Genomic DNA, 15,921 nt, shown 5'->3' with positions numbered 1-15,921 from the left:
TTTCGCGGTGTGGGTGGGGGTAGCGCCGTGGTCAGACCCGTGAGGAATCGGTGTGCAGGTCCTGCTGGGTGGGGGCAAATCCGCGGGTCACGATGTCTTCGACAACGTCGCTGGCCTGCTCGAAGGTAACGTCCCAGTCGGGGCGTTCCTTGGCGGGCAGCGCGGAGAGGACGTAGTCGGCTGGATCCATGCGCCCCGGGGGGCGTCCGACGCCGATGCGCAGGCGGGCGTAGTCTCGGGTGCCCAGGTGGGAGCTGAGGGACTTCAGGCCGTTGTGGCCGCCTTCGCCCCCTCCGACTTTGAGGCGCAGCGTGTGCGCGGGCAGGTCCATGTCGTCGTGGATGACGAGGATGCGCGACGGGAGGATCTTCAGGAAGGAAGCCAACGCCGCGATCGGGCCTCCGGAAGTGTTCATGTAGCTGTCGGCGCGGGCGAGGACGACGCGGGGTCCGGGCACGCCGCCCGGCCCCACTCCGAGGCGCACGTCGGCGGTGTGGGTGCGCGATCGGTGGGATGTGAGGGAGGCTCCCCCACGCGATGCGAGGACGTCAAGGGTGAGGTATCCGACGTTGTGTCGGGTGGAGGCATACTGCGCGCCGGGGTTTCCTAGCCCGACGACGAGCCACGGTCCGTCAGTCGTCATACTCCGATTGTGCCACCCGCGCCGAGAGCATGTCCCAGCGGGGGGCGTCTTCCACGACGGGAACTGCCTCACGCCGCGACGTCGCCCACGCATCCGCGAAGAGCTGGGCCCACTTGGCGTACGCGGCCGAGTTGGGGTGGAAGAAGTCCGCCGCATGGTAGGCGAAGGTGTAGGTGGGCAGGGAGTATTCCTGCGTGAGGGACCGCAGGTCGACGAGCTGCGCGTCACTGTCGGCGACGGCAGCGCCGATCCGGTCGGACATGTTCTGCGCGCGCGCCTCCTGGGGCATAATGCCGAAGGAGGGAATCGTGGAGACGAGGGAACGCGGCGGCAGGACGGATAGGACGCGACGCAGGCGCTCCTCGAATTGTCCGGGGGCCATGTCTTCGGCCATGACATCGTTGCCCCCGACGGTCAAGGTCACCAGGTCTGGGACGCGCGAGCCGTCAATGAGGCCGAGTCCTCGCATCTGGGGAATCTGGGTGAGTTCGACGGACTCAATCGTGGCTCCCGACAGGGAGAGGTTGAGGAGCAGGACCTCTCGGTCGAGCTGGGAGGCGATCGCCGAGGCCAGGCGCGCCGGGTAGGACTCGGTAATGCGCGATGCGCCCATGCCCTGGACAGAGGAATCACCCAGGGAAACGATCAGGTACGGAGCGTCTCCCTCGGGATGTTCCTCGAGCTGGCGCAGCCTCTCGAGGGTGGCCAGGTTGTGGTTCTCCCAGGCCTTGCGGTAGTCGCCGCGTTGGGAGTCCAGTCGCAGGAGGCGCCCGATGGCAAGGCCACCACCGAAGAGGCTCGCGCCGCCCGCGGCCGCGCCCGCCACCTGCCATGCTCGTTTGCTGATCCCCATTGAAGTGTCCTTCCCTCGTTCGTGCTGCGTACCTAGTGTAACGAGGCCGGGGGCGGTGCTTCAAACGATGAAGCACCGCCCCCGGCCCGGTTTCTTACCGTCAGTTCATGCGTCCGGCGGGCTGGCTGGGCAGGGCTCGGATGAAGTGGGGTGCCTCCCAGCCGCGCTCGGCGTATGCGCGGGCGATCGCGCTCGCGACACGCGTCGTCGCCTCCGCGTCCACCAGGGCAATGGCGCTGCCACCGAATCCTCCTCCGGTCATGCGGGCGCCGTGGGCCCCGGCAAAGCGGGCGGCCGCGACGGCAACGTCCAGCTCGGGGCAGCTGACCTCGTAGTCGTCGCGCAACGATTCGTGGGAGTCATACATGAGGGCTCCGGCCACGGCGAGGCGGCGCCCCTCCAGCGGCCCCTCGTCAAGCAGCTCAATGAAGGCGCGCGTGCGCGCAATCTCGGAGATGACGTGCCGCGTGCGAGCGGCCAAGCGCTCGTCCCCGAGGGCTGCGACTGCCTCGTCCAGGTCCGTCGCGTCGGCAAGCTGGCGGACGCCGAGGAGCCTGGCGGACTCTTCGCAGTCCGCCCGACGCGAGCCGTACTGTCCGTCGGCGAGCGAGTGCTTGGCTCGCGTGTCGATGACGAGGAGCTCGAGGCCGACCCCGCCGAGGTCGAAGGGAACCTGGCGGGTGGACATATCGGAGCAGTCGAGGGCCAGGGCATGGCCCTCTTGGCAGCGCATGGAGGCGGTCTGATCGAGTCCTCCCGTGTTGGCACCCGCGATCTGGTTTTCGGCGACGCGAGCGGCGTCGACGAGCTCACGTCGTCCCTCGTCGTTGGGGGACTCCAGCGGTCCCGCCAGGCCGAGGGAGCACACCTCGTCCAGGGCGACGGCGGTCGCGCACTCCAGGGCGGCACTCGAGGAAAGCCCTCCCCCGAGGGGGACGCACGACCACAGTGCGGCATCGAAGCCGGGGATCGGGCCGTGTCCGGCCTTTTCCAGCGCCCACGCCACGCCAGCGAGGTACGCGGTCCAGTGGTTGGTCACCTCGCCCGGTCCTCCCTTGGGCCCAAGGACGTCGAGATCGAGAACGTCGACAGCGTCGCGGGTCTGCGGCGAAATCAGTCGGATCGTTCGATCGGCGCGGGGCGAGAGCGCGACATAAGCGCGGTGCGGTAGCGCGATCGGCAGGCAGGGGCCGCCGTTGTAGTCGACGTGCTCGCCAATAATGTTGACTCGCCCCGGGGCGCTCCACACGCCCCTCGGTTCATATCCAAAGGCATCGCGAAAGAGAGCGTTCGCCTGGGATGCCCCTTCTTCCGGGCTGGCGGCGTCTGCCCACACGAGAGCGTTCAATGGGTCCTCCTTGTCATCACACCAAGGCTACGTGAACGCCCTCACATTCTTCAAGCCGTGTGCCGCAGGACCCTACCGGTACAGTGGAGCCACCCCATACGCGACAGAGGCAGGCGTCATGTTCCTCCCCCAACGACTCCCCGGCCAGGAGTGGCTCGGCGTCGTCGTCGCTATCCCGGAGCCGTGGGTCACCCAGCTGACCAATCTGCGGCTGCGCTTGGGCGACCTGGCCGGCTCGCGCATCCCCGCTCACATCACCCTCATGCCACCCACGCCGGTCGCCCGCGACGCGCGCCCGGCAGTCATTGACCACCTGCGCTCCATCGCGAGCCGTCATGCACCCTTCCGCGTCACCCTGCGCGGCACGGGCTCGTTCCGGCCCGTCTCGAACGTCGCCTTCATGACCCTGTCCGAGGGGGGCGCCGCCTGCGTGGATCTCGCCGAGGAGATTCGCTCGGGCCCCCTCGACCACGAGTCACGCTTCCCCTACCATCCGCACGTCACCCTGGCTCAGGACGTTGACGACGTGACGTTGGACCTGGCGCTCGACATCGGGACGACCATCGAGGTCTCGTGGATCGTTCCGGGTTTCCGCTTGGACCGCATCGACCCCTCCGGGCTCTACTCCTCGATGGCTCTCTTCGACTTCGACGCGAGCAGCCGCTAGGAGAACGCGGCGCGCGCCGCACGGCGGCGGGGTCGGGGAGCACTCAGATGTCGTAGGTCACCGACACCGGGGCGTGATCGGAGAATCGGGCGTCGTAGTCGGGCGCCCGTCCGATGTCGAAGGAACGAGCGAGCGCCCCGAGCCGCGGGGTCGCGTACTGGTAGTCGATGCGCCATCCGGCATTGTTGACGAAGGCTTGTCCACGCCAGCTCCACCACGAGTAGGGCCCCTGGGTATCTCCGGCGAGATCGCGCACGGTGTCCCGCCACCCCTCGTCTACCCACCGGTTCAGGAAGGCAATCTCCTCGTCCAGGACCCCTGCCCTCTTGTTGTGGTTCGGTGTCCAGTTCTTGATGTCGCAGCGCGAGCGCACCACGTTGAAGTCCCCGCAGACCAGGGACGAGACGCCACCGTTGGCTTCCTCCGCGATCAGCTCGGCCATCCGGTTTCCGATGCGAGGCAGATGCGCCATCTTCGCGTCCTGCTTCGGGGTGTCCTTCTCGCCCGAGTGGAAGTACGCAGAGACAACTCGCACGGGGACGCCGCCACCTTCACGGGACACGGTGGCCTCGAGCCAGCGCCCGGAGTCGACGTCACTTTCGGCGTCGTCGAGGACGAGGCGAGGCTCGCCGTCAATGCGCGCCCTCCCACGCCGCACGGCCACGCCGACCCCCGCGCGCCCCTTGATCCTGCAGGGGACCCAGACGCTGTCCCATTCCTCGCCCATGATCTCCCGGGAGATCTCCTCTGGCGCGCGAACCTCCTGCACGAGCAGGACGTCCGTATCGCTGGCGTGGAGCCACGGCAGGAAGCCACGCTTATGGGCCGCTCGGATGCCGTTGAGGTTGACGCTCGTTACCGTCAGGGTCATTGTTGTCTCCTTGTGCTTGCATTCGTTGCGCGGCGGCTAAGGGGCAGGCGCGGCGACGGATGCTCACCCTCGCTGCCCCTGCCCCGCCTCGCGGCGCTGCTGAGGGGGCGCCGACTAGGAAATCAGTCCCGCCTGGCGCTCCGCGGCCTCGACGACGTTCGTGACCAGCAGGGCACGCGTCATCGGGCCGACCCCTCCGGGGTTCGGGCTGATCCAGGACGCGACCTCGTCCACCCCATCGGCGACATCCCCCATCAGTCGCGCCCTACCGTGGGCGTCCCGAACCCGGCTGACGCCGACGTCGAGGACGATCGCACCGGGTGCCACCATGTCAGGGGTGATAATGCCCGCGCTTCCGGCGGCAGCCACGACGATGTCCGCGCGACGCACGTGTGCGGCGAGGTCACCCGTGCCCGTGTGGCAGACATCGACGGTCGCGTTGACTTCTTTGCGCATCAGCAGCAGTCCGATGGAGCGCCCCACCGTCACCCCGCGGCCGACAACGCACACGTTCTTTCCGGCGAGGTCAATGCCGTGACGCTCGACGAGCTCGATCACAGCGCGGGGCGTGCACGGCAGGGGCGAGTCGATCGGGCCCGACCCACGCAGGACGAGGCGTCCGAGGTTCATCGGGTGCAGGCCGTCGGCGTCTTTCGCCGGGTCGATGCGCTCGAGGACGGCATTCGTATCGATCCCCTTGGGCAGCGGGAGCTGGACGATGTAGCCCGTACACTCGGGGTCGGCGTTGAGACGGTCGATGGCGGCTTCGACCTGTTCCTGCGTGGCATCGGCCGGCAGGTCCACTCGAATCGAGCGCGCCCCGATCTGCGCGCAGTCGCGGTGCTTGCCCGCGACGTAGGCGATGGAGCCGGGATCCTCACCCACCAGGATCGTTCCCAGTCCCGGAACGACGCCGACGGCGCGTAGCTTCTCGACGCGCTGCGCGAGCTCGGACTTGATTGCGGCGGCCGTGGCCTTGCCATCGAGGACCTTCGCGGGTCCAGGCCAGGGGGCCCTCATTGCTCGAGTCCGGCGTAGAGGGGATGCTTATCCGTCAGCTTCTTGACGCGCGCGCGCAGCGTCTCCACCTCGACGTTGCCTCCCGAAGCGCCCTGGACGAGGGTCGTGCCGATGATGTCCGCAACCTCGGCGAAGTCCTCCGCATCGAAACCGCGTGTCGCGAGGGCGGGCGTGCCGATGCGCAGGCCCGAAGTCACGGCCGGCGGACGCGGATCGAAGGGAACCGCGTTGCGGTTGACGGTGATGCCGACCTCGTGCAGCAGATCCTCGGCCTGCTGGCCGTTCAGCTCGGAGGCGACCAGGTCCACCAGGACGAGGTGGACGTCGGTACCCCCCGTCACCAGCTTGATGCCCGCCTGGCGCGCGTCATCTGCTCCGAGGCGCTCGGCGAGGATCTGAGCCCCCTCGAGGGTCCGACGCTGGCGATCCTTAAACTCGTCGGTCTGGGCGATCTTCATGGCGATCGCCTTGGCGGCGATGACGTGCATGAGCGGGCCTCCCTGCTGGCCGGGGAACACCGACGAATTGAGCTTCTTGCCCCACTGCTCGCCGCGCGAGGACAGAATCATGCCGGAGCGGGGACCCCCCAAGGTCTTGTGGACGGTGGTCGTGACGACATCCGCGAAGGGAACCGGGTTCGGATGCAGGCCTGCCGCAACCAGGCCCGCGAAGTGAGCCATATCCACCCACAGGGCGGCTCCGACCTCGTCGGCGATCTCTCGGAACGCCTGGAAGTCGAGGTGACGCGGATACGCGGACCAGCCTGCGATGATGACCCGGGGCCTGTCGGCCAGCGCCGCCTGGCGCACCTTCTCGGGTTCAATGCGCATGGTGTCACGATCGACCTCGTAGGCGAGCGCCCTGTAGTTCTTTCCCGAGAAGTTCAGACGCATGCCGTGGGTCAGGTGACCACCGTGAGCGAGGGAAAGACCGAGAATGGGATCGCCAACGTTGGCCATGGCCATGAGCGCCGCAGCGTTGGCCTGAGCGCCGGCGTGAGGCTGAACGTTGACGTAGTCACCACCAAAGACTTGCTGAGCACGCTCAATTGCCAGGGATTCGGCCACGTCGACGAACTCGCATCCGCCGTAGTAGCGCCGCCCCGGGTACCCTTCTGCGTATTTGTTCGTCAGGACCGAGCCCTGCGCCTCGAGAACGGCTCGCGGAACAAAGTTCTCAGAGGCGATCATCTCCAGGGTGTCGCGCTGTCGCCCGAGCTCGGCATCTAGAACAGCCTGGATCTCGGGGTCCAGCTGCGCCAGCGTCACGTCGTTGAGGGAATCCATCGGGTTCTCCTAATTGATCATTCGATTGTGGTTGGCGGTGGCTTCTAGCCCAGGCGGGCGGCTATCGATGCCGACGCGCCGCTCCCCGGTGGTGGTCCACCTATTCGCCAGTCACGACGCGTTTCCCAGTCTATCCTCCGCCTGTTTCCCTCGCAGCTTTCACGGGTGTCAGACAGCTACCACCTGGTCACGACTTGTTACAAATCAACGTGTGGAACTCTCATGGTGCACGAAATCACAGCATTTTTTCGCTTGTAGTTAACCTTTTGGTTAGCAAATAAGCTAACCGTGTGGATAGACTAGGGTTAACACCTAACGATGACCGATACGCGCTCACCACGTTTACCCCGTAAACGTCCTAGTCGGCTCGGGTTTGACAGACCTAACCGACATGCAGCATTTGAGTTTGATTGAGCAGAAGGAATAGGCACAGATGACAACCTTGACAAAGCCCACCGCGCGGGCCGCATCAACGGCTTTCGCACTTGAGCATGCATCTGATTTTGCCGTGTCCGCCGACAGGGCAATCAAGCGCGCATGCGACATCTTCGCAGCTCTCATCGGAATCATTCTCCTGACTCCCCTCTGGCTTGTCGTCGCGCTCGTCGTGCGTCTCAACGACGGCGGACCGGCCTTCTTTACGCAGGAGCGCGTGGGCCTTGACGGGCGGACTTTTACCATGTTTAAGTTCCGCACCATGCGCGTGGATGCTGAGGCCCTCAAAGCCTCGCTCCAGGAGGCCAACGAGGCCGACGCCAGCGCGGGAAACTCGATCATGTTCAAGATTGCGAACGACCCGCGTATCACGCGAGTTGGAGCTTTCCTGCGCAAGACCTCGATTGACGAGCTTCCCCAGCTGTTCAACGTCCTGCGCGGCGACATGTCTCTCGTCGGCCCCCGCCCCCCGCTCCCCAGCGAGGTCGCGCAGTACGAACCGCGAGTGATGGGCAAGTTTGCCGTTCGTCCCGGCATCACGGGACTGTGGCAGATATCCGGCCGCTCCAACCTCTCCTGGGACGAGACGGTTCACCTGGATCTGTCCTACGCCCAGCACCGCTCCCTGACCCTGGATGCGTGGATCATCCTCCAGACCATCCCCGCGCTCCTGCGCCACGAGGGAGCCTACTAGACCCGCTTGCGTGTGTGTGATGACGGGTGGGGCTCGAGCCAACGGCTCGGGCCCCACCCGTGTCTGAACCTAAGACTCTGTCTCGGCCTTAAGGGCTGTGGGGGGCGAACCAACGGTTCGCCCCCCACAACCGACAAGCAGTCCTATCGCGAGCCTATCGCGCTCCTTCGACCACCAGCCCCAAATCGTCAAAGTGCCCGATGGCTTCCAAGCGCCTGATGAGTTCGGGAGCGTGGGCGACGAAGTCGAGAGCCTCGATCGTGTAGCGCCTCGTGAGACGACGCGGCTCGTGCGCGATACGCCACGCCCACCCGAGCCTCGCCGCGTGCACCCAGTCGGGGAAGTAGTCATCCGCAGCCGCCGAAAACTGGTCGATCCACCCACCGGCGACGCAAGCGGAGGCACTGGGCACCTGCTCGAGCGCGTACGCGGCGACGATGTCCTGGAGGCCCGCACCCAGGCCGACGACAATCAGACGCGGATCAAACGCGCGCAGAATCCCAGGATCGGCCTTGAGGCGACGCAACCCCTCGTAGCCGTCGATCGTCTGAACATCGAAGCGCGGCAGGCGCGCGGCCGCCGCCTGCCCGGCTTCCACGGTGGTTCCGATCAGGGTGATGCGCGTTCCCTGATCAAGCCGATCGAAGACGTACGGAAGCACCAGGTCCGTTGACGTGCGAGCCACCGCGTGCCCCGCGGCACGCAGCCTCATCTGCAGGAAGGTCCCGTCGAAGCCGATAGTGTTCATGCGCGCCAGCGCGCCGAAGTCCGCGTGCAGCAGCGACCAGTGGTTGAGCCAGGATGTTGCATGTCCGCGGGTCAGCAGGCGGTCGGCCATTGCCGCGAACGCGGCGTTGTCGACGACGGAATCGGATGTCGGCTTGTTCTCGGTCATGGGGATTACCTCACCATCCTCGCTTTCAGATCGAAGGTAACAGATGCGGCGCCGCCGTAGTTGGCGTGCTCCTCGATGGCGATGCGATTCACCCCATCCTTGAGGTGCTCGCTCGGCACCGCGATGACTACGAGGTTCTTGCTGGCTTCCGCGAGAGGGACGCTGGTCGTTGCCCGCGTGTCGGGAGTGATCGTTCCCTCGGGGAGATTGACCCGCTTGAGTTCGGTGCCGTTGATGTAGATGACGGCTCCATCGTCAACGCGCACGCGTAGCGTGAGGTCAAAGTCTGCGGTGACCGTGCCGAAGTTGACGTCTCGGGCGTAGTAGGTCGTGATGGGGCGGTCCGCCTGGGGCAGATCGAAGGGTGTCCCCGCGTCCTTGTCGCCCCATCCGATGGGGGTCGGGCCGTGTTTCCACGTCGACAGGTCACCGGTCGAGTTCCAGGCGGCATCGGGGGCTTCCTTGGAATTCCAGTAGTTCCAGTACATGCCCGTCGGCATGAAGTTGCCGAAGTTGAAGCCGGATGCATCCAGGGCACCGAGGGGCTTCTCCGGGTCGGGTTCGACGCGCATGTCGGGCGCCGGCGCCGGCGCGGGGTCGGGCTCGGGATCGGTGGGCGCAGGGCGAGCGGCTTCTGCTCCACCGGGAACGGCGCTGACCTGGGCATCGATGCTCATCGAGATGCTGGAGCGGTAGTTGAGGTGTGTTTCGACGGCCAGGATGTTGACCCCGGCGCGCAGGAGCGACGCGGGGACGAAGACGGTGCGGCGATCCGCCCGGGCTGCGGGCGTCGATACCGATGCGTTGGCGAAGGTCCCTGCGGAGACCGGGCCTTCACCGATCCGCTGGCGCGCGACCTCGGTGCCATTGACGTAGACGACTGCGCCGTCATCGGCGGTGACGGTGACGTTCACTCCGCCGATCGCACGCGGATCGGCGAGCGTGAAGGGGGTACGCGCGTACGTTGTGATGGGGCGGCCCTTGGCCGCACCGGGAGTGAGCTTGGTTCCCAGCGTGGGAGCGCCGTAGCCGATGGGCGCAGCGCCTCGCGGCCACGATGAGTCGTCGAACGTGGGTTGCGTCCAGTCTGCGGCGACGGCGTCGGTGGACCAGTGGTACGACCACGTGGCGTCCTCGGCGACAAGGAGCGTCGCATCCTCCGGAGTGAGGGCGGAGCCGTCGGAGGCGACCGAGTAGACGGGAGTCGAGGCCCCGCGCAGGCCCTCGGAGGAGACGGCGCGGACGAAGAAACGGTTGTTGCCCGCCAGGGGCACGGTGACGCTCGTCGACGAGGTCGTGGCCACGGTGCGGTCATCGCGCAGGATCTCGTAGGAGGCCGCCCCGGGAACAGTGGACCAGTGGAGGGTCACCTGCTGGGCGTTGCCCTCCGACGAGCGCACGCTGGCGGGGGTGGCGGGAGCAGCTCGCCGCGTGGGCATGCGGACGAAGCCACCTGACCATTGGCTGGTCGTGCGCGTGGTGAACGAACGGGTGAAGTCACCACCGGCCCACAGGGCGCCGTCGTCGGCCATCTCGAGTGCCCACCCGCCGGTCGAGCGTTGGGACGCCAGTCGATAGGGTGTCCATCCAAGCTGCTTTCCCGTGGCCTCGTCCCAGCCTCCGACCCACTGGATCTCGTCGGCGCGGGTCCAGGTGTTACCCAGCTCGAAGTAGCGGTAGGCGTCCTGGAACGTGAAGTCCGAGCAGTGGCACGAAGCGTAGAGGACCCCCGAGGCCGAGCGGGTGCTGGCTTGCAGATCGCCGCCGTTCGCCATGACGATGGATCCCGACGTGCGGGTCATCGTGTCGGCGTTGTATCCAAACAGGGAATGCTGGGAGCCGCCAAAGTAGACGCGGCCATGTGCGGCCGTCACAGTCTGCTGGTACTTGCCGGTGTAGAAGGAGTGACGGAAGGTCCACGACTGATCGAGGGCGGCTCCTGCCGAGGTGGAGACGCGGGCTGCGTTTTCGGCGCTCCTGTCGTGAACCCGCGTGAAGAAGCCGGCGGCGTAGTAGTAGCTGACATTCTCATCAACGTCGAGGTCAACGACTGTCCCGTTGAACTCTGGGTTCCACGTGCGGTCGGGGGTGCCGGTGAGGCTCACGCGCGCGCCGTTTCGAGCGTAGACGCGGGTCGATCCGTTGCTCAGGTGAGTGAAAGCCCCGGCGAGGTAGATCGTGTCGCCAACGAGCTTGGCGGACTTGACGGTGACCCTATTGGAGGAACCGTTGCGGATCTGGAGAGTCCATGAGGGGTCGACCGCACCCGTCGTCGTGTCGAGGAGGACTGTTCCCGTGTGCGCTTCGCCGTTGACCCGCGTGAAGTCCCCGACGGCCAGGAGCTTGCCGCCGGGGAGTTCGACGAGATCCTTCACCTGGTTATTGAAGGTGAAGGTCTGTCCGTTCCACTCCCCCGTTGTCGCATCGAATCCGGCGAGGCCGCTGGTCGCCGTCTCGGCACCGTCCTTTCCTTTCCGCACCCCGGTGAAGTTACCTCCGACGTACATCGTGGAACCAACCTGCTCGAAGGCCTGCACCTGGATGTTGCCTTCGCTCACGGAGCCGTTGAGGTTGCCGCTCACTCCCCACGACATGGGGGAGGCGTATTCGGACACGGTGGCCTTCGGTTGCTCGGCGCCGGTTCCGCCGTCGTTGATGGCGGCAAAGCCCGCGTCATCGGAGGAGATCTGGGGGCGGATGTAGACCTCTGCGTAGGGGTTGATGATGGTGCCGTTGCGGTGGAAGAACGACGTGGGCGAGGACGTGTCGTACCACGACTGGGCGAGCGGACCGTAGCCGAAGCCCATCGTGTACTTGTTCTGTCCCGTCGCCGTGAGGTTGACGTACCCCCATGCGGTGTTGGACCCGAAGCCCGACCAGACGATCCCGCCGTTCAGCCACGAGTCGTGGCCAAACTTAACACTGACCGGGTGGGCGCTCTTGAAGGGCCAGATGAAGTCACGCATCTTGGGGAAGCGCATGCGCACGGTCTGGTAGCTGGTGCCCCTGGGGTTGTACGCGCGCTGGACCATGATGCCGTCGTCAAGGTCTGAGACGGCACCGCCGCCGAGGAGCCCGTTCACGGTTTCGTGGGAAGCCTGGAGGACACCGAAGTCGCCTGCGGTGCGGGGGCGAGTGGCGAGCTTGGACTGATTGCCCTGCCCCTGAGCCCATGTCTCCCAGCCTTCGCGTCCGCGCCCGATGAGGACCCAGCCGCCGCCGTCGGTGGTCTGGTCGCAGAAGAAACGACCCGGAGCATTCATCGTGGGTGTCTCGAGCCAGTAGGTTCCGTCCTGAGCGGACGGGTTCTTCTGCTTGATTTCCCAGCATGATGCCGCAGCCGTCGCTTCGCTGAGTCCGTCGTGGAGGGGATCGGCAGCCGCGTTGGTTGCCGGGGTGAGCGTGAGCGCTCCGTAGGCGGCCAACGACGCACATCCGAGGGCAAGGCAGCGGCGCACAGTCTTCATCAAGTCCTCATAGGTCGCACGTTAATGGTTACTTCTATACTGTCACGGGCTTCGGCAGTACTCAACCAGTCGGTTAACAAAACCCGAGAGTCTTTGACCACACACAAGGGAACCCCCACCGCTGCGGTGGGGGTTCCCTTGTCAGCCACTGCGACCGAGCCTTAGCGGCACGGGCGCGGGGCTGTCGGCCCGATGGGACGCTCTCGTTTCTACCTGGCCAGCATGGCCGTCAGGTCGAATGTCATGGACGGAGTGCCCTTGTAGTTGACATGCTCCTCGACGCCAATCCTGTTTGTTCCGTTCGTCAGGAGCTTGGCCGGGATGGTCACCTCAAGCAGGTCGGAGCTTGCCTTGGAGGCCGACACGGCCGCGTTGGCGAAGGTCGTGTGCCCGATCTCCCCGTCCGACATGCGCCTGGTGGCAACCTGCGTTCCGTTGACGCGCAGGACGACGCCGTCATCCGCTCGAACCTTGACGGTCAGCGTGGTCGATGGCGTGATGGTGCCCAGGTCGATATCGCGCGCGAAGTAGTAGGTGATGGCACGGTCCTTCTTGGCGATGTCGAGGGGCGTGGCCGCGTTGGCGTCTCCCCAGCCGATGGGCCCGGACCCGCGAGACCAATCCGCGAGGGAGGCACCGGTCGACCAGTCGGATGCGGGCGCGGTAGTCGAGGTCCAGTAGTTCCACTGCGTGCCCGAGGGGATGACCGTACCGGTCTTGACCAGGGCCGCATCGATGCTGCGGCTCGCGTCCCCCGTGTTCTCGGCCTCGGCATCGTTGGCCCTGGCGCCGCCCGAACCCGTCGAAGTGTCCGGGCGCCCTTCGACACGCACGATCGATGCCTGCATGGACACGGTGGCGGTACGCAGGTAGTTGACGTGGGTCTCGACGGCGATGACGTTCTCACCCGTCTTCAGTGCGGAAGCCGGAACGAATGTCTCGGACTGTGCGGCGACTGCCGCACTATAGCGCGGGGCCGATTCGGCTCGCGTGTTGTAGTCGACGGCGCCGGACCCCATACGGGTGCGGTGGACCTCGACGCCATTGATGTACACGACGGCACCATCATCGGCCAGGTACTTCAGGGTGATCCCCTTGAGGGAGTTCGCGTCGTGCACGGTGAAGCGCGACCGGAAGTAGGTGGTCACAGGACGGGTCCCCCGGCGCTCAAGCTGCGTGGTGATACGCGGATCGCCGTAGCCCAAGGGGGCCGCTCCGGTCGACCAGTCGGAGTCGTCGAAAGAGTTCTGTGCCCAGTCCTCGGGAGCAGGACTGTTGTCGGCACGGTAGCTCCAGGTTGCACCGGCGTCCAGAAGCACCGGGTTCGCGGGGTCCGCCTGTCCGTGAGCCGGAGGCTGGTAGGCGGCCGTGGTGGCAGAACGATTGCCTGCGGCATCAACGGCGCGCACGAAGAAGCGGTTCTCGCCACCGCGCGGCACCGTCACCGAGGTCGCGTCTGTGGAAGCGATCGCCCTGTCGTCACGCAGGATCTCGTAGGATGTGGCGTCGGAGACGCCTTCCCACGACAGTGTCACCGTGGATTCGTCGGCCGAGGAGCTTCGCACGGCGCTCGGCGTCTCGGGAGCGACGTTGTCACGTGCGTCGTATCGGGCGAAGCCACCGTTCCACTGCGTGCGGGAAGCATCGATGTGGGACAGGGTGAAGTCTCCTCCCACCCACAGGTTGCCGTTGGTGTCGGTGGTGAGCGCCCAGGCGCCCGTCCTGCGCTGCGAGAGTAGCTCGAAGGGCGTCCAGTGGAGGTGTTCACCGGTGGTCGCGTCCCACGCGCCGACCCACTTGATCTCGTCGACGCGAGACCAGTCGTGACCGGCCTCCCACATGCGCTTGTCCTGATAGCTGCCGTCGGAGCAGTGGCAGGAGGCGTAGATGACGCCGTTGGCGGAGATCGTTGACGCCTGGAGGTCGCCGCCGTTACTCATCGTCACCGATGCGGAGGTGCGCTGATTGGAGCCGGTGTCGTAGCCGAAGAGCGAGTGCTCCGACCCTCCGATGAAGACGCGGTTTCCGTCCGCGGAAATGGTCTGCTGGTACTTGGCCTGTCCTTCGGAGGAAGGAACGAAGGCGAAGCCCGTATCCTGGGCGGCTCCGGCTTGGGTGGAGAACTTCGCTGCGTACCAGGCGCGCTCGCCTCCGTGGGCGCGGCTGAAGTATCCGCCGAGATAGATGGAGCTATTGGCCTCGCTGCCCCTGATGGCCTGGACGGCACCGTTGAGTTCGGGGTTCCAGGAGCGGTCGGGGACGCCATCGAGCGAGACACGGGCGGCGTTGCGGCCGTACACCCGGTTGCGGGTTCCTCCGCTCAGGTGCGTGAAGGAGCCTCCGAGGTAGACGTAGCCGTCGTGGTAGGTGGCCGCACGCACGCTGACCGCTCCGCCGCGCAGAGCGCTCGAAATGGTCAGACTCCACGAGGAATCAACCCGGCCGGTCGACGGGTCAATGACCGCCGTGCCCACGTGGGATTCGCCTCCGACGCGGGTGAAGTCCCCGGCGGCGAGCAGCTTGCCGTTGGGAAGAGCCACGAGGGCCTTGACCTGTCCGTTGAAGTCAAAAGTCTGGCCGGTGAAGTTCCCGGTTGCGACATCGAAGGCCGCAAGCCCCTGGGAGGGGACAACGGAGCCGTTTTCACCCTGCTTCACGCCCGTAAAGTTGCCGCCCACGTACATGGTGGAGCCGACCTGGGCGAAGGCCTGAACCTGAATGTTTCCCTCTCGCACGGAGCCGTTGAGGTTGCCCGTCACGCCCCACGAGGTACGGGCGGCGTACTGCGAGACGGCGCGGGTCACCGTCGAGGCGCCCACGCCTTCGTCAGGAATACGAGCGAAGGCCGAGGAGTCCGAGGCGATGCGGGGACGAATGTAGGTCTCCGCGTACGGGAAGACGGTCTGGCCGCTCTTACGGAAGAAGGATGAAGAGGAGGAGACATCGCCGCCCCATCGCGCTGCATCCACCCCATAGCCCCAGCCGATGTTCCAGCCGGTGCGCGTCGAAGGGTAGACCTGGAGCGCGTTCCATCCCCGGTCGTAGCCGGGTGAGTTCCAGATGTCGTTCGAGACGGCGCCGCGGCCATCGATCGACATGTTCACGGGATGCCCCATCTTGAAAGGCCATACGAAGTCGGTCATCTTGGGGAACTGGAGGTCCAGCTTCTGGTAGGAGCTGCCGTTCGTGCTCCAGGCGCGCAAGACGCGCACCCCATCAGACTGATCCTTCACCGACTCGTTGTTGAGGAGCTGATTGATGGTGTCGTTGGAGTACTGAACGACATCAAAGGCGGAGGCGTTGCGCTCGCGCGCGGTCAGCTTCGAGGGGTCTCCCTTGCCGCCGCTCCAGCCTTCCCAGCCCTCGCGTCCGCGGCCGATGAGAACCCAGCCTCCGCCGTCTGTTGTCTGGTCACAATAGAACTGGGCGGGGTGTTCCATGGCGGGAGTCTGCAACCAGTAGGCGCCGTCGGCGGAGCTGGAATCATGCTGCTTGATGTCCCAGCAGGAGGCAGCGGCCGTGGCGGCAGAGAGTCCGTCACGCACAGTTGTCTGACCACTTGCGGGCGCCGCGGGCTGAACGCCTGCGGCGCCCGCAGCGGGAGCGAACGCAAGCAGAGCACACGCAACAATCGGCGTGGTTGCACAGATCGCAAGGCGCGAAATCGCGGACGACATGGCACGACCTTTCGGAGTAAATGGACTTGATGAATAAATAATTACACAACAAGCCCTACCCCATC

General features: G+C 65.9%; 11 protein-coding genes and 1 riboswitch. Of the genes, 2 read left to right on the top strand and 9 right to left on the bottom strand.

Translation table 11 applies throughout. From position 1 onward, the window contains the following. Positions 1–31: 31 nt before the first annotated feature. From pth to galK, 3 genes are all read right to left on the bottom strand, one after another. Positions 32–643 carry an aminoacyl-tRNA hydrolase gene (gene pth / locus HMPREF9006_RS09235; RefSeq protein ID WP_009213333.1) on the bottom strand — a complete coding sequence of 204 codons (612 nt, stop codon included), beginning with the start codon at positions 641–643 and terminating at the stop codon, positions 32–34. Next, positions 633–1,496, bottom strand: a complete 864-nt coding sequence (locus HMPREF9006_RS09230; RefSeq protein WP_009213332.1) for an SGNH/GDSL hydrolase family protein — start codon at positions 1,494–1,496, stop codon at positions 633–635. The genes pth and HMPREF9006_RS09230 overlap by 11 nt, the downstream gene beginning before the upstream one ends. A 100-nt stretch (positions 1,497–1,596) precedes the next feature. Further along, positions 1,597–2,844, bottom strand: a complete 1,248-nt coding sequence (galK, locus tag HMPREF9006_RS09225; RefSeq protein ID WP_009213331.1) for a galactokinase — start codon at positions 2,842–2,844, stop codon at positions 1,597–1,599. 118 nt (positions 2,845–2,962) lie between these two features. On the opposite strand from galK, the gene HMPREF9006_RS09220 reads away from it, so the two are divergent. After that, positions 2,963–3,511, top strand: coding sequence for a 2'-5' RNA ligase family protein (locus HMPREF9006_RS09220; RefSeq protein WP_009213330.1), 549 nt, complete (start codon positions 2,963–2,965; stop codon positions 3,509–3,511). A 43-nt stretch (positions 3,512–3,554) separates the two neighbouring features. On the opposite strand, the gene HMPREF9006_RS09215 is transcribed toward HMPREF9006_RS09220, so the two are convergent. The 3 genes from HMPREF9006_RS09215 to glyA all read right to left on the bottom strand — a co-directional run bounded on the left by HMPREF9006_RS09215 (position 3,555) and on the right by glyA (position 6,688). Further along, entirely contained in the window at positions 3,555–4,382 is an 828-nt protein-coding gene (locus tag HMPREF9006_RS09215) for an exodeoxyribonuclease III (protein ID WP_009213329.1), read from the bottom strand. 114 nt (positions 4,383–4,496) lie between these two features. Next, positions 4,497–5,402 carry a bifunctional methylenetetrahydrofolate dehydrogenase/methenyltetrahydrofolate cyclohydrolase gene (locus tag HMPREF9006_RS09210; RefSeq protein ID WP_009213328.1) on the bottom strand — a complete coding sequence of 302 codons (906 nt, stop codon included), beginning with the start codon at positions 5,400–5,402 and terminating at the stop codon, positions 4,497–4,499. Continuing rightward, positions 5,399–6,688: a serine hydroxymethyltransferase gene (glyA, locus tag HMPREF9006_RS09205; protein WP_009213327.1), complete on the bottom strand. Its 1,290-nt coding sequence runs from the start codon at positions 6,686–6,688 to the stop codon at positions 5,399–5,401. The genes HMPREF9006_RS09210 and glyA overlap by 4 nt, the downstream gene beginning before the upstream one ends. 40 nt (positions 6,689–6,728) lie before the next feature. Further along, positions 6,729–6,813, bottom strand: a riboswitch (ZMP/ZTP riboswitch). Between the two features lie 308 nt (positions 6,814–7,121). Here glyA and HMPREF9006_RS09200 point away from each other — a divergent pair. Continuing rightward, on the top strand, positions 7,122–7,817 hold the full coding sequence (locus HMPREF9006_RS09200) for a sugar transferase (protein WP_009213326.1): 696 nt from the start codon (positions 7,122–7,124) through the stop codon (positions 7,815–7,817). 154 nt (positions 7,818–7,971) lie between these two features. On the opposite strand, the gene HMPREF9006_RS09195 is transcribed toward HMPREF9006_RS09200, so the two are convergent. The 3 genes from HMPREF9006_RS09195 to HMPREF9006_RS09185 form a co-directional block, all read right to left on the bottom strand. Beyond that, a complete protein-coding gene (locus HMPREF9006_RS09195; protein ID WP_009213325.1) occupies positions 7,972–8,712 on the bottom strand; it encodes a WecB/TagA/CpsF family glycosyltransferase in 741 nt (246 codons plus the stop codon). A 5-nt stretch (positions 8,713–8,717) separates the two neighbouring features. Beyond that, positions 8,718–12,179, bottom strand: coding sequence for a fibrinogen-like YCDxxxxGGGW domain-containing protein (locus tag HMPREF9006_RS09190; protein ID WP_009213324.1), 3,462 nt, complete (start codon positions 12,177–12,179; stop codon positions 8,718–8,720). 209 nt (positions 12,180–12,388) lie between these two features. Beyond that, a complete protein-coding gene (locus HMPREF9006_RS09185) occupies positions 12,389–15,856 on the bottom strand; it encodes a fibrinogen-like YCDxxxxGGGW domain-containing protein (protein WP_009213323.1) in 3,468 nt (1,155 codons plus the stop codon). Positions 15,857–15,921 lie beyond the last annotated feature (65 nt).

The organism is Actinomyces sp. oral taxon 180 str. F0310, from assembly GCF_000185285.1.
In the GTDB taxonomy this organism is placed as follows: domain Bacteria; phylum Actinomycetota; class Actinomycetes; order Actinomycetales; family Actinomycetaceae; genus Pauljensenia.
Note: the sequence above shows the minus strand (reverse complement) of the source record. Positions and strands in the feature narration are given on the sequence as shown.